The following is an 18166-nucleotide window of genomic DNA, read 5'->3' as shown; positions in this document are numbered from 1 at the left end:
AGCGGGGGCAGATGCGATGACACGGGGCAAGACAGCTTTATTGGCGTGCGCCTTGGGCGCGATGCTGGTGACGGGGTGCACCAGCCTGCGTTCGGCGCAACAGCCGGTTGTCTCCACGCAGGACATTCTCGCCAGTCTCAAACCCTATAGCTGGCCAGATGCGATCGCAGCCTATCACAGCGCCGACGCTCGCGATCGCGGTGGACTCACCCAGCGTCAATATCGCGATCTGGTCATCACGCTCTACATGAATGCCATCGATGCCCAATATGCCGACTTCCAGACCAGCGCAGATTCCGAAAGTCGCACCAGTGCGATAGGCTTCGACCTGGCGCTTCTGGGACTGACCGGAGTTGCGTCTGTGGCAGAGGCGGACGAGGTCGGACCGCTTGCCGCTGCCATTGCTGCGTTCACTGGCGCCCGCAGCAGCTTCGACAAGAACCTGTTCTTCAACCAGTCGCTGCCTGCGATGTTCGCGGCGATGGAAGAGGAGCGCGCAAAGCGGCGGCTGGTGCTCGTTCAGGCGATGCAGCGCGACGTGGAAAGCTATCCGTTGCCTCTGGCGATCGGAGACATCGCAGCCTTGCAGCGCGCTGGTTCGTTCGCGCTGGCGATTTCCAAGATTACCAGGCAGGCCGTGACCGCCAAGAACGACGCCGAACTGCGCCTCGACAAGGCGACCTCCGGATGCGACGTCGTCGAGGACGTGCAGGCATCGACCCGGGAGTTGCGCGCCATCCTCGTCGCGACGCGAAATAGCGATCCAGCGATCGCGACCGACAATCGCGACCTGCTCGCCGCCCAATTCAACCTGCCTGACGGCCTGTCCGAAATCGAATTGCGCGATCAGATCGGGGCAAAACTCAACAGCGACTACTGCAAGACGGCAGATCGGGCCGCGAAGGTCGCCAACGTGAAATCGCAGCTGGGCATACCTTGACGACAGGAGATGGAACCATGGCAACAGATCTCAAATATCATTCGCGCCACTCGCTCGGCCAGCTCGAGCTTGCCATGCGCAACGACGAGCAATGGTGGGGTGCGCTGACCGCATTCGAGGTGATCGACAATTACACGCTGGCGACACTGGGGGACGAGCCACCGGCCATCGACTCGCTCGTTCTGCTGCCGATGATCGGTGATACCGTTCCGCCGGCTCCGGGTGGAGCCGAGTTGATCACCACGGGCGAGGCGGTCATCAGCGGCGAACCGATGAAACTTGCCGCGTTCCGGCGGGGCTGACGCTTCGATCTGCTTGCCGCGTCGGCACAAGGCCCCCCCCTGCCCTTTACACCAGCGCCTTCCAGATGCTGAACGCGCTGGTCAGCGTCAGTACGGCGCCGACCATGAACAGCAGGATGCGCGGGCGCACGTTCTTGGCGAGGATCGCGCCGAACGGGGCGGCGAGCACGCCGCCGATCAGCAGGCCGATGGTTGCCTTGGTGAACGCCTCGAAGCCCAGGGTCAGGATGAAGGTCAGCGAGATCGAGACGGTGAGGAAGAACTCGGACGCGCTCACCGTGCCGATGGTCTTGCGCGGTTCGCTGCCCTGGATCAGCAGGTTGGACGTGACCACCGGCCCCCAGCCGCCGCCACCTGCCGCATCGAGGAATCCGCCCGCCAGCCCCAGCGGCGCGACGACCCTGGGGTCGTCGAACTTGTGCGGAGGAAAGCGCCAGGCGCGATAGAGCAGCATCGCGCCGATGATCGCGAGATACGCCATCACCAGCGGCCGGGCGAGGCCCGCATCGATATTCGACAGCACATAAGCCCCCAGCACCCCGCCGACGACACCGGGCACCACCAGCCTGGCAAACAGCGACCAATCGATGTTGCGGTGCCAGGCGTGGCTGAGCCCCGACGCGCCGGTGGTGAACACCTCGGCCAGATGCACGCCTGCCGAGGCTTGCGCAGGCGGCACTCCCAGCACCGAGACCAGCAGCGTGCTGGAGATGACGCCGAACGCCATTCCCAATGCACCATCCACCATCTGCGCGGCAAAACCCGCCAGGATGAAAGGCCAGATATCGGCGGGATTCAGTATTCCAAGGTCCGGCACATGCGGTCCCTTTCATGGCATGAGGGCCGCAGGTTCAGGAGAAACGCTGGCGTTCGGTGACATCCATCTGGACGAGCCTGCCGTCATGGACGGTCAGGGTGACCGCGCCGAACCGCAGCCTGGAAATGGTGTCGGCAATGGCCGAAAGCGGGATCGGGGATCGAACCGGCTCGGCGGCGCCTGTGGGACTGGAAGGAGGCATGAGGCAAAACTCCTGTAACGTCTGGTGCGGACCGGCTGCATGAAGCATGGCCCGCAGCCACAGGGTTATTCTCTACCAATTCAGTTGCCAAGATAGAAAAACTATCGGCCTTCTCTATGACCCTGCCTCTGCCCGGAGGTGGTCAGCCGATCCGCGCAAAGCCTGCCGCGCCGTGCGGGACGCGCGCTCCGGCGTCTGCGGCAGCAGACTCCGATAGGACCGGTGCATTCAACGCCCGGTGCAGCGCCGCCGACGGATCGTCATGCCCGCCCATCATCGCCTCCATTGTCCGCACGCACAGCCCGACCGTTTCGTCCGCGAGCGAATAATGGACCTGCTTGGCCTCGCGGCGGGTGCGGACCAGTTCGGTGCGGCGCAATTCGGCAAGCTGCTGGCTGAGCGCGGGCTGGCCGATGCCGGTAGCCGCATCTATCTGGCCCACGGTCTTCTCGCCTTCGAGCAGGCACGACAGGATCATCAGCCGCTGCGGCTGGGCATAGGCGCGCAACTTCTCGGTCATCGCCTCGGCCCGCGCGCGGCTCTGGTAGATCGCGGTCATGATGCCGGCACCGTGCGGCAGAACCAGTCGGCGGCGCTGCTATCGGGCATCGCTTCAGGGTCGGGCGCATGCAGCAGGTCATCGCCCGGACGCCAGCCTTCGGGAGTCATCACGATGCCATCGTCGGCGCGCTGCAGGGCGGCCACCAGCCGCAGCATCTCTGCCACCGATCGGCCGACATTGTGCGGGTACACCGTGATCGCGCGGACCACCCCTTCGGGATCGATCACATAGCTGCACCGCATCGCCGCGCTGCTCTGGGCGGTATCATCGATCATGCCATAAGCCCGGCCGATCGCCATCGAAGGATCTTCGACCACGGGAAAGCTGATCGCGACACCGAAGCTTTGCTGGATCGCGCGAAGCCAGGCGTGGTGCGCATAGAGGCTGTCGACCGACAGCCCCAGCAGCGCGCAGTTCATGTCCCTGAACTGGTCCGCGGCGCGCTCGATGCCGATGAATTCCGTGGTGCAGACCGGCGTGAAATCCGCCGGGTGCGAAAAGAACAGCAGCCACTGGCCGCGATAATCGCGCAGCGCCCTTTCACCCTGGGTCGTTCGGGCAGTGAAATCCGGCGCGAGATCGCCGATGCGGACCGCGCGAGCGGGAATCTGGGACAGGGTCATGCGTTCGCCATCTCACATTTGCAGGGGCCGGATCAATTGGCTTGACGATGCGACATTACTCACTTACATATTTCATGTAAATATGAATTTGAAGAGGATTCCCCATGTCCGACTCCGCCCTCGCCACCGCCACCGCACAGATTGCCGCCGCCCAGGCCGGCGTGCCGGTGATCAAGGCCTTTTTCGACAAGGACACCAACACCGTGTCCTATGTCGTCCACGATCCCGAGTCCCTGCGCGGGGCAGTGATAGACAGCGTGCTGGACTATGACCCCGCCTCGGGTCGCACCTCCTTCTCTTCGGCCGATGCGATCCTCGCCTATGTCGGGGAGAAGGAGCTTGCGATCGACTGGATGCTCGAGACGCACGCGCATGCCGACCATCTGTCTGCCGCGCCCTATCTGCAGCAGAAACTGGGCGGAAAGATCGCCATCGGCGCATCGATCACGCTGGTGCAGAACGTCTTTGGCAAGCTGTTCAACGCCGGCACCGAATTCGAGCGCGACGGCAGCGATTTCGATGCGCTGTTCCACGATGGCGATCACTTCAAGATCGGCAATCTGGACGTGACCGTGCTGCATGTTCCCGGCCATACACCCGCGGACATCGCCTACGTCATCGGCGATGCGGCGTTCGTCGGCGATACCATGTTCATGCCCGATTACGGCACCGCACGCTGTGATTTTCCCGGCGGCGATGCGCGCACGCTGTTTCGCTCGCTGCGCCGGATTCTCGAGCTTCCCGGCGATACCCGGCTGTTCATGTGCCACGACTACCTGCCCGAAGGTCGCGACCATTTCGTATGGGAGACGACCGTATCCGAGCAGCGCGCGCACAATGTCCACGCGCATGAAGGCATTACCGAGGATGGGTTCGTCGCGATGCGCGAAGCGCGCGATGCTACACTCGACATGCCGCGGCTCATTTTGCCTTCGGTGCAGGTCAACATGCGCGCAGGGCATCTGCCCGAGCCCGAGGACAACGGCGTGCGCTACCTCAAGATCCCGCTCAACGCGCTGTGACCGGAACGGGCATGATGCTTCCGGGCTTTCCCGATGCGATGCCGCTGCAGGGGCTGGCGGGCGGGCTGATGATCGGCCTGTCCGCCGCGATCATGCTGCTGGCGCTGGGCCGGATCGCGGGCGTCAGCGGGCTTGCCGCGCGCGCCACGGGGATCTCGACTGGCGGCGCACCGCGCAGCGTCGCCATCGCGTTCATCATCGGCCTGCCCCTTGGGGCACTGCTGGTCAGCACGATGCTGGGCGGCGTGGCGACGACATTCCCCGCCAGCCCGTGGCCGCTGCTGATTGGCGGACTGCTGGTCGGCTTCGGCACCCGGCTGGGGTCGGGCTGCACCAGCGGGCACGGGGTGTGCGGCATGTCGCGCCTGTCGCCGCGATCAATCTTTGCGACCGCGATGTTCATGGCCAGCGGCTTTGCCACCGTCGCCCTGCTGCGCGTGGGAGGATGGCTGTGAAACAGACCGCAATCGCGCTGGCCGCAGGGCTGATCTTCGGTGCGGGGCTGGCCGTCTCGGGCATGGCCGATCCGCAGCGGGTGCAGGCGTTCCTTGATCTGTTCGGCGCCTGGGACCCGACGCTCGCCTTTGTGATGGGCGGCGCGATGATCCCGATGGCGATCGCCTGGGTGGTCCAGCGGCGGATGGCCGCACCGGTCGCGGCCAGCCGGTTCGATCTGCCTGGCACCAACAGAATCGACCCCAGGCTGGCGATCGGCGGGCTGATCTTCGGCGCGGGCTGGGGGATCGGCGGGCTGTGCCCCGGCCCTGCCATCGCCGACCTTGCCATTGCCCCTGCGCCCGCCGCGATGTTCATCGCCGCAATGCTGGCGGGCATGGCGGTGCACAGGTTCGCGATACGATAACGACACTCCGCCAGCGTGCGGGACGGGAGAGCAGCATGCCGATCACCACCCAGACCACCTCGCCCGCACCCTTGGTGCCTGGGGCAACCAGAACCTTCGACATCGTGATCGTCGGCGGCGGCAGCGCGGGCATCGCGACTGCCGCCAGCCTGCTCAAACGCAACTCCCGGCTCGACATCGCGATCATCGAGCCCTCCGAGGTGCACTATTACCAGCCCGGCTGGACGATGGTCGGCGGCGGCATCTTCGATGCGCAGGTGACACGCCGCTCGCAGGCCTCGGTGATGCCAGATGGCGTCAAATGGATCCGCGCGTCGGCGAGCGGCTTTGCGCCGCAGGACAACCGCGTGATCCTGGCAGACGGTAGCGATGTGCACTATCGCGTGCTGGTCGCGTGCCCCGGCATCAAGCTCGACTGGGATGCGATCCCCGGGCTGCGCGATGCGCTCGGCCATCATGGCGTGACCTCGAACTACGGCTATGATCTTGCGCCCTATACTCGCCAGCTGGTCGACGCACTGCGCGGCGGCCGTGCGCTGTTCACCCAGCCGCCGATGCCGATCAAGTGCGCGGGCGCGCCGCAAAAGGCGATGTACCTCTCGTGCACCCGCTGGGAGAAATCGGGCGTGCTGCCCAGCATCGACGTACAGTTCCACACCGCAGGCGTGGTGCTGTTCGGTGTTCCCGCCTATGTTCCTGCGCTGATGGAGTATGTGCAGCGCTACGACGCGCATCTGAATTTTGAATCGAAGCTGGTCGCGGTCGATGGCCCCGGCAGGTTTGCGACCTTCGAACAGAAGCGGGGCGACACGGTGACCCGGGTGGAAGAGCATTTCGACATGATCCATGTCGTGCCGCCGCAGACCGCGCCCGACTTCGTGCGGTCGAGCCCGCTGGCTGCCGCATCGGGGTTCATCGATGTCGACGAGGCGACGCTGCGCCACACTCATTATCCCAATGTCTTCGCGCTGGGCGATGCGTGCTCGGCCTCCAACGCTAAGACCATGGCCGCCGCGCGCAAGCAGGCGCCGGTGGTCGCGGTCAATGTGCTCGCCGCCTTGCAGGGCAAGCCTCCGGTCGCCGAATATGACGGCTATGGCAGCTGCCCGCTGACCGTGGAATCGGGCAAGATCGTGCTCGCCGAGTTCGGCTATGGCGGCAAGTTGCTGCCAAGCTTCCCCACGTGGCTGATCGATGGCACAAGGCCCTCGCGGCTGGCATGGCTGCTCAAGGACACCATCCTGCCGCCGGTCTATTGGCACGGGATGCTCAAAGGGCGTGAATGGATGGTCAAACCGCACATGATCGGCAGCTGATCGATGCGCCCGGCCTCCTCCTTTGCCCGCTACCTGCCGGTACTCGACTGGGGCCGGGGCTATAACCGGACGATCCTGACCAACGATCTGGTTGCCGCCGCGATCGTCACCATCATGCTGATCCCGCAGAGCCTCGCTTACGCGATGCTCGCAGGCCTTCCGCCCGAGATCGGCCTGTATGCCTCGATTCTGCCGATCGTTGCCTATGCGCTGTTCGGCACCAGCCGCGCGCTAGCGGTGGGACCCGTGGCGGTGATCTCGCTGATGACGCTGACCGCTGCGAGCAGCATCGCGCCGCCAGGAAGCGCTGAGTTCATCACGGCGGCCCTCGTGCTCGCCTTCCTGTCGGGCGCGATGCTGATCGTCATGGGCGTGCTGCGGCTGGGGTTCCTGGCCAATCTGCTGTCGCACCCGGTGGTCTCCGGCTTCATCACAGCCTCGGGACTGATCATCGCGACCAGCCAGCTGAAATCGATCCTCGGCGTCAAGGCCAGCGGCGAGGCGATGCCCGAGCTGGTCAGCACTTTGATCGCCAACCTTGCGAACACCAACCTGCCCACGGTGATCATCGGGGTTGTCTCCACGGCGTTCCTGTTCTGGGTGCGCAAGGGGTTGAAGCCGCTGCTTGTCAAGCTGGGGCTGAAATCCCGCACCGCGGACCTGACCGCCAAGGCGGGACCGATCGCTGCGGTTGCGGTGTCGACGCTCGCGGTGGTGCTGCTCGATCTCGAAGCGCAGGGCGTCAAGGTCGTCGGCCAGATCCCGCAGAGCCTGCCGCCGTTCACCGTGCCGCTGTTCGATACCGAACTTTGGCAGCGCCTTGCAATTCCCGCGCTGCTGCTCAGTGTCATCGGCTTTGTCGAAAGCGTCTCGGTCGCGCAGACACTGGCGGCCAAGAAGCGCCAGCGGATCAATCCCGACCAGGAACTGATAGGGCTGGGCGCGGCCAATGTCGCCGCCGCATTCACCGGTGGCTATCCGGTCACCGGCGGGTTCGCGCGCTCTGTGGTGAACTTCGATGCAGGTGCCGAGACCCCTGCAGCAGGCGCGTTCACCGCGATCGGCATTGCCATCGCCGCGCTGTTCCTGACCCCGTTCCTCGCCTCACTGCCGATCGCGACATTGGCCGCGACGATCATCGTTGCGGTGCTCAGCCTCGTCGACTTCAAGACGCCGCAGCATATCTGGCATTATTCCAAGCCCGATTTCGCCGCGATGGCCGCCACGGTGCTGGTGACGTTGCTGGCGGGCGTCGAGCCCGGCGTGATTGCGGGCGTGGGCCTCTCGCTGGCGCTGTTCCTGTGGCGGGCATCGCGCCCGCATGCCGCCATCGTCGGGCGGGTGCCGGAGACCGAGCACTTCCGCAACGTCAGGCGGCACCAGGTGCTCACCGATCCGCGCATCCTCACGATCCGCATCGACGAAAGCCTGACCTATCTCAACGCGCGCTGGCTCGAGGAATTCGTGCTCGAACAGGTGGCCGAACACCCGAAACTGCGGCACCTCATCCTGATGTGCTCTGCGGTCAATGCGATCGATGCATCGGCACTGGAAAGCATCGAGGCAATCAATCATCGTCTCGCCGACGCCGGGGTCAAGTTGCACCTGTCGGAGGTCAAGGGCCCGGTTATGGACGCTCTCGAGCGATCGCATCTGCTGCGCGACCTCACCGGCACGGTATGGCTGTCGCAGAACAAGGCGTTCGCCGCGCTGCTGGTGCTGGCTGACGACGAAGACACACCTGCAACCAGCCACGACCCCTGGGCGGCCAGAGGGCTGATCTGACCCTTGGCGCATGAAAAACGGCGACAAACCTTTCGGTTTGCCGCCGTTCGTCGACCTTCGAAGGGGAAGGTTTACTGGTTGGGGGTTGCACCCGGAACTTCGCTCGGGGCGATTTCGCCATTGTCGTCGATCTGGTTGGCGCGTTCTTCGCCAGCATCTTCAACGGCATCGGCCTGCGCATCGAGAGCGTCTTCCTGCGCTTCGGTCGGGGCCTGGTCGGCCATGTCTTCGATCACATCAGCTTCGGCTTCTGCCTGATCTTCGACCTGGTCGGCCTGTTCGCTCTGGCAAGCTGCCAGGCTGATGAGACCGATGCTGGCGATGCCGGTAAGAATCTGTTTACGCATAATTTGCTCCACTACCCTGTTTCATGCACGACGCATGACGGGATTTACGACCATCGTTGCAGATGGTTGCACGGGATGGCATTTTTTCTGTCCATCGTTTGCGCGCACCCCACCGCTGGGCGCAGTCAGCGCAAAGCTAGCCAAAGCGGATCAAAGCTGCTTTAGAGCATGACCAGGTTTGGGGTTGGAAACGCCACTTTGACATCAGTACCGCCGCCTCACGAGCCATCGCTTCCGGATTCCGTGTCCGGGACGGGACAGGCTGTGTCCGGTGCCGAACAGGGCGAACGCGCAGCCAAGGCCGATGGCGACATCGCCGCGCTGGCCAAGGGCGGGCGCACCAATTTCCTCGGCTTTCTGCTGCGGCTCGCCGCCCGCCTGCCGTTCCTGTTCATCGCCGGGCGGCTGTACGGCGCAGAATCGCTGGGCCGGTTTGCCTATGCCATTCTGGTGGTCGAATTCGCAGCCCAGCTGGCCACCCTCGGCCTCAAGCGCGGGCTCGCAGCGCAACTGGCGCGCACATCGCGGCCGCATGCGCAGGTGGTAGCAGACGGGCTGCTGGTCAGCTTCATCGCCTCGGCTGCTGCAGTGATCCTGCTGATGCTGTTTCCCGAACTGATGTTCCCCAACAGCACCGCAGGCGAGATCGACCGGCTGCTGCCGCTGATCATCTTTGCCGTGGCGGGATCCGACATCGCTTTGGCGGCGCTGGCCTATCGCTTCGACATTGCCTCTGCGGTGCGCGCGCGCTCGGTGATCGAGCCGTGGACGATCAGCATCACCGCGTGGATCTTCTTCTACTGGACGCCGCAGGACGGCCTGATCCTGTCATATATCGCATCGATGGCCGCGGCGTTCGTCGCCTCGATCTGGCCGATGCTGCGCAGCTATGGCCTGCCCTGGGGCTGGCGCCCCCAACCGATGAAGCTGGCCCGGATGGCGCGGCGCAATTCACCGCTGGCCGCCGCGGACGCCATCGAGTGGGGCAGCCGGCGGCTTGACCTTGCCGTGCTCGGGCTGTTCGCTTCGCCCGCAGTGGTGGGCATCTATTATATCGCACAACAGGTCGCCAGCCTGCCGCAGAAGCTCAAGACCAGCTTCGACCCGATCCTGGGCCCGGTGATCACGCGCAACCTGCAGGAAGGCAAGTTGACCGAGATCGCGCGGCAGGTCAGCCAGGTGGGGTTCTGGATCATCGCCGCGCAGACCGGCGTCGCGCTGGCGCTGGGCATTCCGGGAGAAGGCGTGATGGGGCTGGTCGGGCCCAATTTCGTCGGTGGCACCGGGGCGCTGGCGTTTCTGCTGGCGGCAGAGGTCGTCGCCGCCACCGCAGCGGTGAGCGAGGCCGCATTGATCTACATCGCCCGGCACCGCAACCTGATGATCTCGCTGGCCATGCTGGCGCTGCAGGCGGTGCTCAGCGTCGCGCTGATCCTGACCGCGCAGGCAATGGGCCTGCCCCCCCTGTTTCAGGCGGCAAGCGTCGCGCTAGCGCTCGCGCTGGCACTGGGCTTTGCCTCAATCGTCAAGGCGCGGCTGCTCTCCAAGCTTTTGGGCGCGCCGGTCAATGGCTGGCGCTGGGCTCTGGTATGGGCGGCGGCGGTCGCATCGCTGGTCGGCTGGGGCTTTACCAAGCTGCCCGAATGGGCCGAGCTTGCGATCGGCATCCCCGCCATTCTCGGCGTCTATGGCTGGATCATCTGGCGGCGCGGCTTCGGCCCGGAAGACCGCGAGCTGTTCCGCACCCGCAAGGCAAACACCCCCTGAAAGCCTCGCGGGGCATCGCATTGCGTCTGCCATAGACGTGCATCGGGCGAATTTTGCTTGCACGTGTTATGATATTTTGTATCACGCGAGCCTCGGAGGCGATCGGTGGGGGCCGCTTCTGCAAGCAGGATCGCACATCATGGCCAATCGCGTCATATCTTTCATGTCTGCCATCGCGGCAGGCACCGCAGCCATCACGACCCCGGCTTTGGCCGAGGACGATGCCGGATCAATCGTTGTCACCGGCCAGCGCCAGGCCTATCGCGGCGACTTCGCCTTGCGCGAAACGCCGCAGGCGATCACCCAGATCGACGCCGAGATCATCGACCAGAACGCGATTTTGCGGCTGGCGGATGTGCTCGACCTGTCGGCATCGGTGGCGCGCCAGAACAATTTCGGCGGGTTGTGGGATTCTTACGCGGTGCGCGGCTTTGCGGGCGACGAGAACCTGCCCTCGGGCTATCTGGTCAACGGCTTCAATGGCGGGCGCGGCTTTGGCGGCACCCGCGATGCTGCGGGGATCGAGCGGGTCGAGGTGCTCAAGGGGCCCAACGCAGCGCTGTTCGGTCGCGGCGAGCCGGGTGGCACAGTCAACATCGTCACCAAAGTCGCCGATTTTGAGACCCGCGGCCAGATCACCGCGCTGGCGGGCAGCTTCGACCGCCGCCGAGCGGACAGCGACGTCAACATCGCGATCGGCGATGTCGCCGCGATCCGGCTGATCGGGTATTACGAAAATGCCGGCAGTTTCCGCGACACCGTGCGCAGCGAGCGCCTGGGCTTTCTGCCCTCGGTGCTGTTCAGGCTCGGCGAACGCACCACCCTGACCTATGACCTCGAGCTGTCGCGGCAGGAGGCCGATTTCGATCGCGGCGTCACGGCGATCGGCGGCGTGCTGGGGCTAGTTCCGCGCTCGCGTTTTCTGGGCGAGCCGGGCGATGGGCCGGTCGACGCCGATGCGACCGGCCATCAGGTCCAGCTCCGCCACGAATTCTCGGATGACTGGAGTGTCATGCTGGGCGGCCAGTATCGAGACACCCGGCTGGAGGGCTTTTCCACCGAGGCCGAGCTGGTTGCCAGCCGCCAGCGACTGGCCCGCGATGGTCGATCCTTGTCACGCCAGCGCCGGTCGCGCCTGTATGAAGCCGAACATTTCGTACTGCGCGGCGAAGTGGCCGGCAAATTCGACACCGGCAGCCTGTCCCACCGGGTGCTGATCGGGGTGGATTATGACGAGTTCGACAATTCGCAGCTGTTCCTGCGTTTCCGCCCTGCCGTCATCGGTGCGACCACCACGGCGCAGGCCAGCAACGACATCGATATCTTCAACCCTGTTTACGGACGGTTCCCGCTGCCCAACCCCGGGCCGCAAACCAACCGGCTCGATCAGCAGCGCGCGGTTGGTGCCTATGTTCAGGACCAGATCACGCTCAGCGACAGCCTGCAACTGCGCATTGGCGGACGCTTCGACGACATCACGGTGGAGACATTGAACCGCGCCAACAGTGTCGCCGCCAGCCGCAGCTACAACCGGTTCAGTCCGCAGGCCGGCATCGTGTTTACCCCATCGGATGCGGTGTCGCTCTACGCCGCTTATGGCGAGGGCTTTCGCGCCAATCTGGGCGCGACAGCGGCGGGCACATTGTTCGACCCGGAGACATCGAAATCGGCCGAAGTCGGCGCGAAATTCGGGCTGCTGGACGGCGCGCTGGAAGGCACGGTGTCGCTGTTCACCCTGTCCAAGTCCAACGTGCTGGCGGCAGACCCGGGCAATCCGGGGTTCTCGCTGCCCATCGGCAAGGCGCGCAGCCGCGGGCTTGAGGTGGACATTGCGGGCAAGCTTCCCGGCGATATCGATCTGTGGCTGTCCTATGCCTATGTCGATGCCGAGGCGCGCGCCAACGTCACCGATCTCAACTTCGGCCTGGCGATCCGCTCGGGCGACCGGCTGATCAACATTCCCCGCCACAGCGCCAACATCCAGCTGTCGCGCGGGTTCGACATCGGCACCACCCGGCTGAACGTTGGCGGCGGCGTGCAATATGTCGGCAAAAGGCTGGGCGAGACCGCCACCACCTTCGAGCTGCCCGATTATGTGCTGACGCGGGTGTTTGCGAGCTGGAAGCTGCAGGAAAATCTCGAGGTGATTGCCAATGTCACCAACCTGTTCAATACCACTTACTACACCAACAGCTTTGCCCAATTGTGGGTCCAGCCGGGAAGCCCGCGCGCGGCATCGGTTGCGGTGCGCGTGTCTTTTTGAGAAGGGATTAAGGTGACCGATTGCACCCTGGCCATCGCCGATCTGGTTGTCGAACGCGGGGACCGGCGCATCGTCGACGGTCTTTGCCTGTCGCTGGCACCGGGGGAAATCTATGCGCTGCTAGGTGGCAATGGCGCGGGCAAATCGACCACGCTGTTTGCGATCCTGGGCTTTCTGCCGTTCTCGTCGGGAACGCTCACCGTTTGCGGGCAGGACCCGCGCTCCAGCCCGGATGCGGTGCGCGCATCGGTTGCCTATCTGCCCGAGAATGTCGCGCTGTACGATCACCTGACCGCGCGCGAGAATGTCGAGTATTTCCTGAAAGTTGCCGATTGCGCCAGGCCACGCGCGGATATCGAGCAGGCGTTTCAGAGCGTCAGCCTGGCCGCCACCGCCTGGGACCAGCGCGCCGGGCGCTTCTCGAAAGGGATGCGGCAGAAGACCGCAATCGCGCTCGCTTTGCTGCGCAACACACCGCTGCTGCTGCTCGATGAACCGACATCGGGGCTGGACCCGGCAGCCGCAGCGGATTTCCACGCGCTGCTCGAAGCGCTGTCGGCGCGCGGGGTCTCGATCCTGATGGTCACGCACGACCTGTTGGGCGCAGCCGATACCGCCGACCGCATCGGCCTGATCGCGGGCGGACGGATAGCCAATGAATGGCGCGCGCAAGAGACCGGTCCGCGCTTTGATCTCAACACACTGCACGACGGCTTTGTGGGCGTGAAATGAACCGCAGCCTGATCATTGCCGCAGCCGAGCTGCGCCTGATGCTGCGGTCGCGGCTGGCGCTGGTCGGGGTCGTGACCTTGCTGCTGCTGTCGGCGATCGCGGCGGTCACCTCTGCGGTGCAGATGACCGAGGCCGCCAGGGCGCGCGCGCAGGCGCAGACCGAGACCGATGAGCAGTTCGAGGCGCAGCCCGACCGCCACCCGCACCGCATGGTGCATTATGGTACCTATGCGCTGCGCCCCGTCGGGCCGCTCGCCGCGTTCGATCCGGGCGTCGATTCCTTCACCGGTACGGTGGTGTTTCTCGAAGGGCACCGGCAGAACAGCGCGACCTTCGGCGCGGCGCGTGAATCATCCGATCTGCTGCGCTTCGGCCAGCTGACCCCGGCGTTCGTGCTGCAGACACTGGCGCCGCTGCTGCTGATCTTCCTGGGTTTTGCGACCGTCGCGCGCGAGCGCGAGCGCGGCAGCCCGCGCGCACTGGCGGCGCATGGCGCAAGCGCAGGCAGCATCGTCGGCGGCAAGGCGCTTGCGCTGGGTCTGGTCGCATTGCTCGCGCTGACACCCGCGCTGGTGGCCTTGGGCTGGGCGGCGCTGCGCCAGCCGCATGAAGCCGCCGTCGCGCTGGTGATCGCGCTCGCTTATGCCGGGTATCTCGCCGCCTGGGTGCTGGGCATCGTGGCGCTGTCGGCGATTGCGCGAACATCGCAGGGCGCGTTGATCGCGCTGATCGCCGCCTGGGCGCTGATCGTGGTGCTGGTGCCGCGCGCCGCGGCAGGTTGGGCAGGCGTTGCCGATCCGCTGCCCAGCCGGGTCGACACCGAACTTGCGATTGCCGCGGACCTGCGCCGCATCGGCGACAGCCACAACCCCAACGATCCGCATTTCGCCGCGTTCAAGGCGAACCTGCTCAAGCAATATGGCGTCACCCGCACCGAGGACCTGCCGTTCAACTATCGCGGGCGCCTGGCTCAGGAGGGCGAGCGGATCACCTCGCAGCTGTTCAAGGACTATGCCGCGCGCGCCGATGCCATCCGCGCGCGCCAGTCCGGCTGGCTGGCCTGGGCAGGCGTATTGAGCCCCGCGCTGTCGGTGCGCAACGCGTCGATGGTCGGCGCCGCCACTGATCTGACGACCCACACGGCGTTCATGAATGCGGCGGAAGCCTATCGCTTCGATCTGGTGCAGAGGCTCAACGGCCTTCAGGCCACCGCGGTGTCCGGCGCCGATGACAACGCGCGCAGCAAGGACCCGCTGGCCGACCGGCGCACGCGCATTTCCGCAGACTTCTGGAAGACCATGCCCCGGTTTGATTTCGCCGCGCCCTCGGCATCGGCTCGCATGGCAGCGATGCTGCCCTCGCTGGCGCTGCTGGCGCTGTGGATCGTGCTGGCGCTGGGCGGGCTGGCGCTGGCTGCGCGGCGGATGGGAAGGCTCGGCGCATGAGCAGCGTGATCCGTGAAATCTGGCTGCTGGGCCGCAACCGCGCTGCGCTTGCCGCTTTGGTGCTGCTGGCGGTGTTCGCCGCCGCAGGCGTCGCCATCGGGCTTGCCAATGTCGCACGCGATCAGGCGATGATCGAACGCATGCTTGCAGGCCAGCCCGCCGAAGAACAAGCGGTGGCCAGCTTCGTGAAGGATGCCGGCTATGGCGCCTATTACGGGTTCCAGCCCGTCTGGGATCCGCCATCGGACCTCGCCTTCGCCGCGCTGGGCAACCGCGACATCGCGCCTGCCATCCTGCGGGTGCGCTCACTCTCGCTCGAAGCGCAGCTGTATGAAAACGAGAGTGCCAATCCCGAGCTGTCGCTGGCCGGGCGGTTCGATCTGGTGTTCATCACCATCTACATCGCGCCCTTGGTGCTGATCGCGCTGCTGCATGACCTCTGGTCGGGCGAGCGCGAGGCGGGGCGGCTGTTCATGCTGTCCGCTCTCCCCAGGGCGCGACGACGGCTTTGGTCTGTGCGGATTGCGGTACGGATCGCAGGCGTGCTCGCCGCGCTGTTGATCCCGTTTGCAGTGGGTGCCGTGCTGGCAGGAACCGCCCTGCCCCGCGCGCTGGCCTTCGGCGGGCTGATCACGCTGGCGTGCCTGTTCTGGTCGGTGGTCATTCTGCTGGTGGCGCGGCGCGGCGCAAGCTCGGTGGTCAACGCAGCGACCCTCGCGTCGATCTGGTTCGCGCTGACACTGGTCGTTCCCGCTGCCGCCAATCTGGTGATCAACGCCGCCGTACCGGTGCCCGATGGTGCGGCGCTGGCGCGCGAGAATCGCGAATTCGTCCACGGCGCGTGGGATCGCCCACGCGAGCAGACGATGGACGCGTTCCTGGCGCTCTATCCGCAGCATGCAGCCGGAAGCGCGTTGCCGCCCACCTTCCACTACAAATGGTATTTCGCCTTTCAGCACATGGGCGATGTGCATGTTGCCAAGCAATCGCAGGCCTATCGCGACGGCATCGCGGGCCGCGCAGCCTATGCCCGGGCTGCGGGCTGGGTGCTGCCACCAGCGGGTATCGCGCAGGCCATGACTGCGCTAGCGGGGACGGATGTCACCGCCCAGCTTGCATTTCAACAGCGCATCCGCGCCTATCATACGCGACTGCGCGAGTATTATTATGACTATCTCTTCAGCGAACGCCCCTTCGACGTCCAGATCCTTGCGGATGTTCCGCGCTTCGATCCTGCTGACGGCAGCGGCACTGGGGCTGACTGACCCCGCTCTTGCTCAGCGTGTCACCGACAATGCCGCGGGCGGCGCCGAGGATGCCTTCGGCACCAGCATCGGCAACGAACGCGTCGGACTCTACAGCGGCAACGACGTGCGCGGCTTTTCACCGGTCACCGCCAACAACATCCGGCTGGAGGGGCTGTATTTCGACCGACCGGCCTCGTTCACCGACCGGCTGGTGCAGAGCAACGTCGTTCGCGTCGGGCTGACCGCGCAGAACTATCTGTTCCCCGCCCCCACCGGGATCGTCGATTACAGGATCCGCCCAGCTGGCAACGACTTCGTGCTAAGCACCATGTTCGGCCTCAACAGCTGGGGCGGCGGGCGGCTCGAGCTCGACGCGCAGATTCCTGTGATCAAGGACAAGCTCAGCCTGGTGGCAGGCGTGGCCGGCTTCGTCGACGAGCTCGCGCCGGGCAACCAGTCGTTCTTCGGCTCCTATGCGCTCGCCGCACGCTGGAAGCCCGCGCCGGGGATCGAGGTCATCCCGTTCTGGAGCCGGATCGACCTGTACAACCGCGAGGCCGCGCCGCTCTACACGCCCGAAGGCGCGTTCCTGCCGCCGCGCGTCGAGCGCCGCCGCTTCCCCGGCCCCGAATGGGCGGACCAGCGCAACACCGTGCAGCATTACGGCGCGCTCACCAAGGCGCGGCTGAGCGAGTCATGGCAGCTCGCCGCCGGGCTGTTCCGCTCGACATCGGACAGCAGCACCAATTTCGCGCAGAACTTCATCGCGATGCGCCCCGACGGCACAGCGATCCGCCGCGTGACAAGCGACCCGCCCTTGTCGCTCGCGGGGACCAGCGGCGAACTGCGCCTCAGCCGAACCTTTGCCGATGGTTCGCGCCGCCACACCGTGCATCTCGCGGTGCGCGGGCGCGAGCGGGTCAGCCGCTATGGCGGCGGCGGGCGGATCGATTTCGAACGCGCGCCGGTGGACGAGGTGCTCGATATCCCCGCGCCCGATTTCACCTTCGTGCCGCAAACCGGCGAGACCGTGCGCCAGGGGATCGCGGGCGTCGCCTATGACGGCCGCTGGGCGGGCGTCGGAGGTCTCAGCCTCGGATTGCAGCACACCTGGTATGCCAAGAGGGTCGATCGCCCCGGCGCCCCGCTCGCGCGCACCGACGATCAGGCATGGCTGCCCAATATCACCGCCTCGCTCGAGCTCAGCGACAGGCTGGCGGTCTATGGCAGCTACACCAAGGGGCTCGAGGAAAGCGGCATCGCCCCCGACAGCGCCGCCAATCGCACCGAAGCGCTGCCTGCTATCCTGACATCGCAGATCGATGGCGGGCTGCGCTGGAAGGCGCCCTGGGGGATGAGCCTGATCGCCGGGCTGTTCGATGTGCGCAAACCCTATTTCGCCGCAGATGAGGCCAATGTGTTTCGCGAGCTGGGCGATGTCCGCCATCGCGGGATCGAGCTTTCCGCCGCCGGGCCGCTCGCCAAGGGGCTGACCGTGGTCGCGGGCGCAGTGCTGATGCAACCGCGCGTCACCGGCGATGGGGTCAGGCTGGGCCGCGTCGGGCGGCGTCCGCTGGGCCAGCCATCGCAGCTGCTGACGCTGGCGACGCAATATGCGCTCCCCGGCGCGGAAGGCGTGCAGCTGACGTTCAACGTCACCCATCGCGGCACCCGCGCCGCAGATACGCGCAATCTCGTGACCTTGCCTGCGCGCGCCATCCTGGATGCAGGGGTGCGCTGGCGGTTCGATCTGGCCGACAACCCCGCGCTGCTGCGGGTGCAATTGCAGAACCTCACCAACGCCTATGATCTCGCTCTGGTCGGCAGCGGCAGCTATCAGGTCAATTCGCCGCGCCAGCTGACGATGTTCCTCACCGTCGATTTCTGACGCGGGAACGCAAGCGGGCGGAGCGACTAAGCCCCGCCCGCCTGGA

General features: G+C 65.6%; 18 protein-coding genes. 13 read left to right on the top strand and 5 right to left on the bottom strand.

Features of this window, described 5'->3' with window-relative positions; genetic code table 11:
- The first annotated feature begins 16 nt into the window (after positions 1-16).
- Together IP68_RS06920 and IP68_RS06915 are read left to right on the top strand one after the other, a co-directional pair.
- A complete protein-coding gene (locus IP68_RS06920; protein WP_156317963.1) occupies positions 17-940 on the top strand; it encodes a hypothetical protein in 924 nt (307 codons plus the stop codon).
- Positions 941-957: 17 nt separating this feature from the next.
- Positions 958-1242 (top strand): hypothetical protein, encoded by a 285-nt coding sequence (locus IP68_RS06915; protein ID WP_054134210.1) that lies wholly within the window; start codon positions 958-960, stop codon positions 1240-1242.
- Positions 1243-1288: 46 nt separating this feature from the next.
- Here the strand turns inward: IP68_RS06915 and IP68_RS06910 are convergent, their stop codons facing one another.
- From IP68_RS06910 to IP68_RS06895, 4 genes are all read right to left on the bottom strand, one after another.
- Positions 1289-2059: a sulfite exporter TauE/SafE family protein gene (locus IP68_RS06910; protein WP_054134209.1), complete on the bottom strand. Its 771-nt coding sequence runs from the start codon at positions 2057-2059 to the stop codon at positions 1289-1291.
- Positions 2060-2093: 34 nt separating this feature from the next.
- Positions 2094-2261, bottom strand: a complete 168-nt coding sequence (locus IP68_RS06905; RefSeq protein WP_082382201.1) for a YezD family protein — start codon at positions 2259-2261, stop codon at positions 2094-2096.
- A 142-nt stretch (positions 2262-2403) separates the two neighbouring features.
- Positions 2404-2820, bottom strand: coding sequence for a metalloregulator ArsR/SmtB family transcription factor (locus IP68_RS06900; protein WP_054134207.1), 417 nt, complete (start codon positions 2818-2820; stop codon positions 2404-2406).
- On the bottom strand, positions 2817-3446 hold the full coding sequence (locus IP68_RS06895) for a peroxiredoxin (protein WP_054134206.1): 630 nt from the start codon (positions 3444-3446) through the stop codon (positions 2817-2819). The genes IP68_RS06900 and IP68_RS06895 overlap by 4 nt, the downstream gene beginning before the upstream one ends.
- A 104-nt stretch (positions 3447-3550) precedes the next feature.
- Here IP68_RS06895 and IP68_RS06890 point away from each other — a divergent pair, with 104 nt between their 5' ends.
- The 5 genes from IP68_RS06890 to IP68_RS06870 are packed head-to-tail and all read left to right on the top strand — an operon-like array spanning position 3551 to position 8431.
- Positions 3551-4468 carry an MBL fold metallo-hydrolase gene (locus IP68_RS06890; protein WP_054134205.1) on the top strand — a complete coding sequence of 306 codons (918 nt, stop codon included), beginning with the start codon at positions 3551-3553 and terminating at the stop codon, positions 4466-4468.
- Positions 4469-4479: 11 nt separating this feature from the next.
- Positions 4480-4923 (top strand): YeeE/YedE family protein, encoded by a 444-nt coding sequence (locus IP68_RS06885; RefSeq protein ID WP_054134204.1) that lies wholly within the window; start codon positions 4480-4482, stop codon positions 4921-4923.
- Positions 4920-5330 (top strand): DUF6691 family protein, encoded by a 411-nt coding sequence (locus tag IP68_RS06880; RefSeq protein WP_054134367.1) that lies wholly within the window; start codon positions 4920-4922, stop codon positions 5328-5330. The genes IP68_RS06885 and IP68_RS06880 overlap by 4 nt, the downstream gene beginning before the upstream one ends.
- 35 nt (positions 5331-5365) lie before the next feature.
- On the top strand, positions 5366-6646 hold the full coding sequence (locus IP68_RS06875) for an FAD/NAD(P)-binding oxidoreductase (RefSeq protein WP_054134203.1): 1281 nt from the start codon (positions 5366-5368) through the stop codon (positions 6644-6646).
- Between the two features lie 3 nt (positions 6647-6649).
- The gene (locus IP68_RS06870) at positions 6650-8431 is read left to right on the top strand and encodes a SulP family inorganic anion transporter (protein WP_054134202.1); all 1782 of its coding nucleotides are present in this window, start codon (positions 6650-6652) and stop codon (positions 8429-8431) included.
- Positions 8432-8502: 71 nt separating this feature from the next.
- Here the strand turns inward: IP68_RS06870 and IP68_RS06865 are convergent, their stop codons facing one another.
- A complete protein-coding gene (locus IP68_RS06865) occupies positions 8503-8778 on the bottom strand; it encodes a hypothetical protein (protein ID WP_054134201.1) in 276 nt (91 codons plus the stop codon).
- 264 nt (positions 8779-9042) lie between these two features.
- Between IP68_RS06865 and IP68_RS06860 the strand changes: the two genes are divergently transcribed.
- The 6 genes from IP68_RS06860 to IP68_RS06835 all read left to right on the top strand — a co-directional run bounded on the left by IP68_RS06860 (position 9043) and on the right by IP68_RS06835 (position 18120).
- A complete protein-coding gene (locus IP68_RS06860) occupies positions 9043-10545 on the top strand; it encodes a lipopolysaccharide biosynthesis protein (RefSeq protein WP_054134200.1) in 1503 nt (500 codons plus the stop codon).
- 139 nt (positions 10546-10684) lie between these two features.
- Positions 10685-12808 carry a TonB-dependent siderophore receptor gene (locus IP68_RS06855; RefSeq protein ID WP_231683775.1) on the top strand — a complete coding sequence of 708 codons (2124 nt, stop codon included), beginning with the start codon at positions 10685-10687 and terminating at the stop codon, positions 12806-12808.
- A gap of 6 nt (positions 12809-12814) precedes the next feature.
- Positions 12815-13540, top strand: coding sequence for an ABC transporter ATP-binding protein (locus IP68_RS06850; protein WP_369814827.1), 726 nt, complete (start codon positions 12815-12817; stop codon positions 13538-13540).
- Positions 13537-14985, top strand: a complete 1449-nt coding sequence (locus IP68_RS06845) for a DUF3526 domain-containing protein (protein ID WP_054134197.1) — start codon at positions 13537-13539, stop codon at positions 14983-14985. Before IP68_RS06850 ends, IP68_RS06845 begins: the two co-directional genes overlap by 4 nt.
- Positions 14982-16250 (top strand): DUF3526 domain-containing protein, encoded by a 1269-nt coding sequence (locus IP68_RS06840; protein ID WP_082382181.1) that lies wholly within the window; start codon positions 14982-14984, stop codon positions 16248-16250. The genes IP68_RS06845 and IP68_RS06840 overlap by 4 nt, the downstream gene beginning before the upstream one ends.
- Complete coding sequence (locus IP68_RS06835; protein WP_231683773.1) at positions 16201-18120, top strand: TonB-dependent siderophore receptor; 1920 nt, start codon at positions 16201-16203, stop codon at positions 18118-18120. Before IP68_RS06840 ends, IP68_RS06835 begins: the two co-directional genes overlap by 50 nt.
- Positions 18121-18166: the final 46 nt, after the last annotated feature.

The sequence above is a fragment of the Blastomonas sp. AAP25 genome (assembly GCF_001295965.1).
Lineage (GTDB): Bacteria > Pseudomonadota > Alphaproteobacteria > Sphingomonadales > Sphingomonadaceae > Blastomonas > Blastomonas fulva.
Note: the sequence above shows the minus strand (reverse complement) of the source record. Positions and strands in the feature narration are given on the sequence as shown.

What these genes read in the sequence shown, in the direction of transcription:
- IP68_RS06920 (WP_156317963.1), top strand. Translation starts at nt 17, where the DNA reads ATGACACGGGGCAAGACAGCTTTATTGGCGTGCGCCTTGGGCGCGATG.
- IP68_RS06915 (WP_054134210.1), top strand. Translation starts at nt 958, where the DNA reads ATGGCAACAGATCTCAAATATCATTCGCGCCACTCGCTCGGCCAGCTC.
- IP68_RS06905 (WP_082382201.1), bottom strand. Translation starts at nt 2,261, where the DNA reads ATGCCTCCTTCCAGTCCCACAGGCGCCGCCGAGCCGGTTCGATCCCCG.
- IP68_RS06900 (WP_054134207.1), bottom strand. Translation starts at nt 2,820, where the DNA reads ATGACCGCGATCTACCAGAGCCGCGCGCGGGCCGAGGCGATGACCGAG.
- IP68_RS06895 (WP_054134206.1), bottom strand. Translation starts at nt 3,446, where the DNA reads ATGACCCTGTCCCAGATTCCCGCTCGCGCGGTCCGCATCGGCGATCTC.
- IP68_RS06890 (WP_054134205.1), top strand. Translation starts at nt 3,551, where the DNA reads ATGTCCGACTCCGCCCTCGCCACCGCCACCGCACAGATTGCCGCCGCC.
- IP68_RS06885 (WP_054134204.1), top strand. Translation starts at nt 4,480, where the DNA reads ATGATGCTTCCGGGCTTTCCCGATGCGATGCCGCTGCAGGGGCTGGCG.
- IP68_RS06875 (WP_054134203.1), top strand. Translation starts at nt 5,366, where the DNA reads ATGCCGATCACCACCCAGACCACCTCGCCCGCACCCTTGGTGCCTGGG.
- IP68_RS06870 (WP_054134202.1), top strand. Translation starts at nt 6,650, where the DNA reads ATGCGCCCGGCCTCCTCCTTTGCCCGCTACCTGCCGGTACTCGACTGG.
- IP68_RS06865 (WP_054134201.1), bottom strand. Translation starts at nt 8,778, where the DNA reads ATGCGTAAACAGATTCTTACCGGCATCGCCAGCATCGGTCTCATCAGC.
- IP68_RS06855 (WP_231683775.1), top strand. Translation starts at nt 10,685, where the DNA reads ATGGCCAATCGCGTCATATCTTTCATGTCTGCCATCGCGGCAGGCACC.
- IP68_RS06845 (WP_054134197.1), top strand. Translation starts at nt 13,537, where the DNA reads ATGAACCGCAGCCTGATCATTGCCGCAGCCGAGCTGCGCCTGATGCTG.
- IP68_RS06840 (WP_082382181.1), top strand. Translation starts at nt 14,982, where the DNA reads ATGAGCAGCGTGATCCGTGAAATCTGGCTGCTGGGCCGCAACCGCGCT.
- IP68_RS06835 (WP_231683773.1), top strand. Translation starts at nt 16,201, where the DNA reads ATGTTCCGCGCTTCGATCCTGCTGACGGCAGCGGCACTGGGGCTGACT.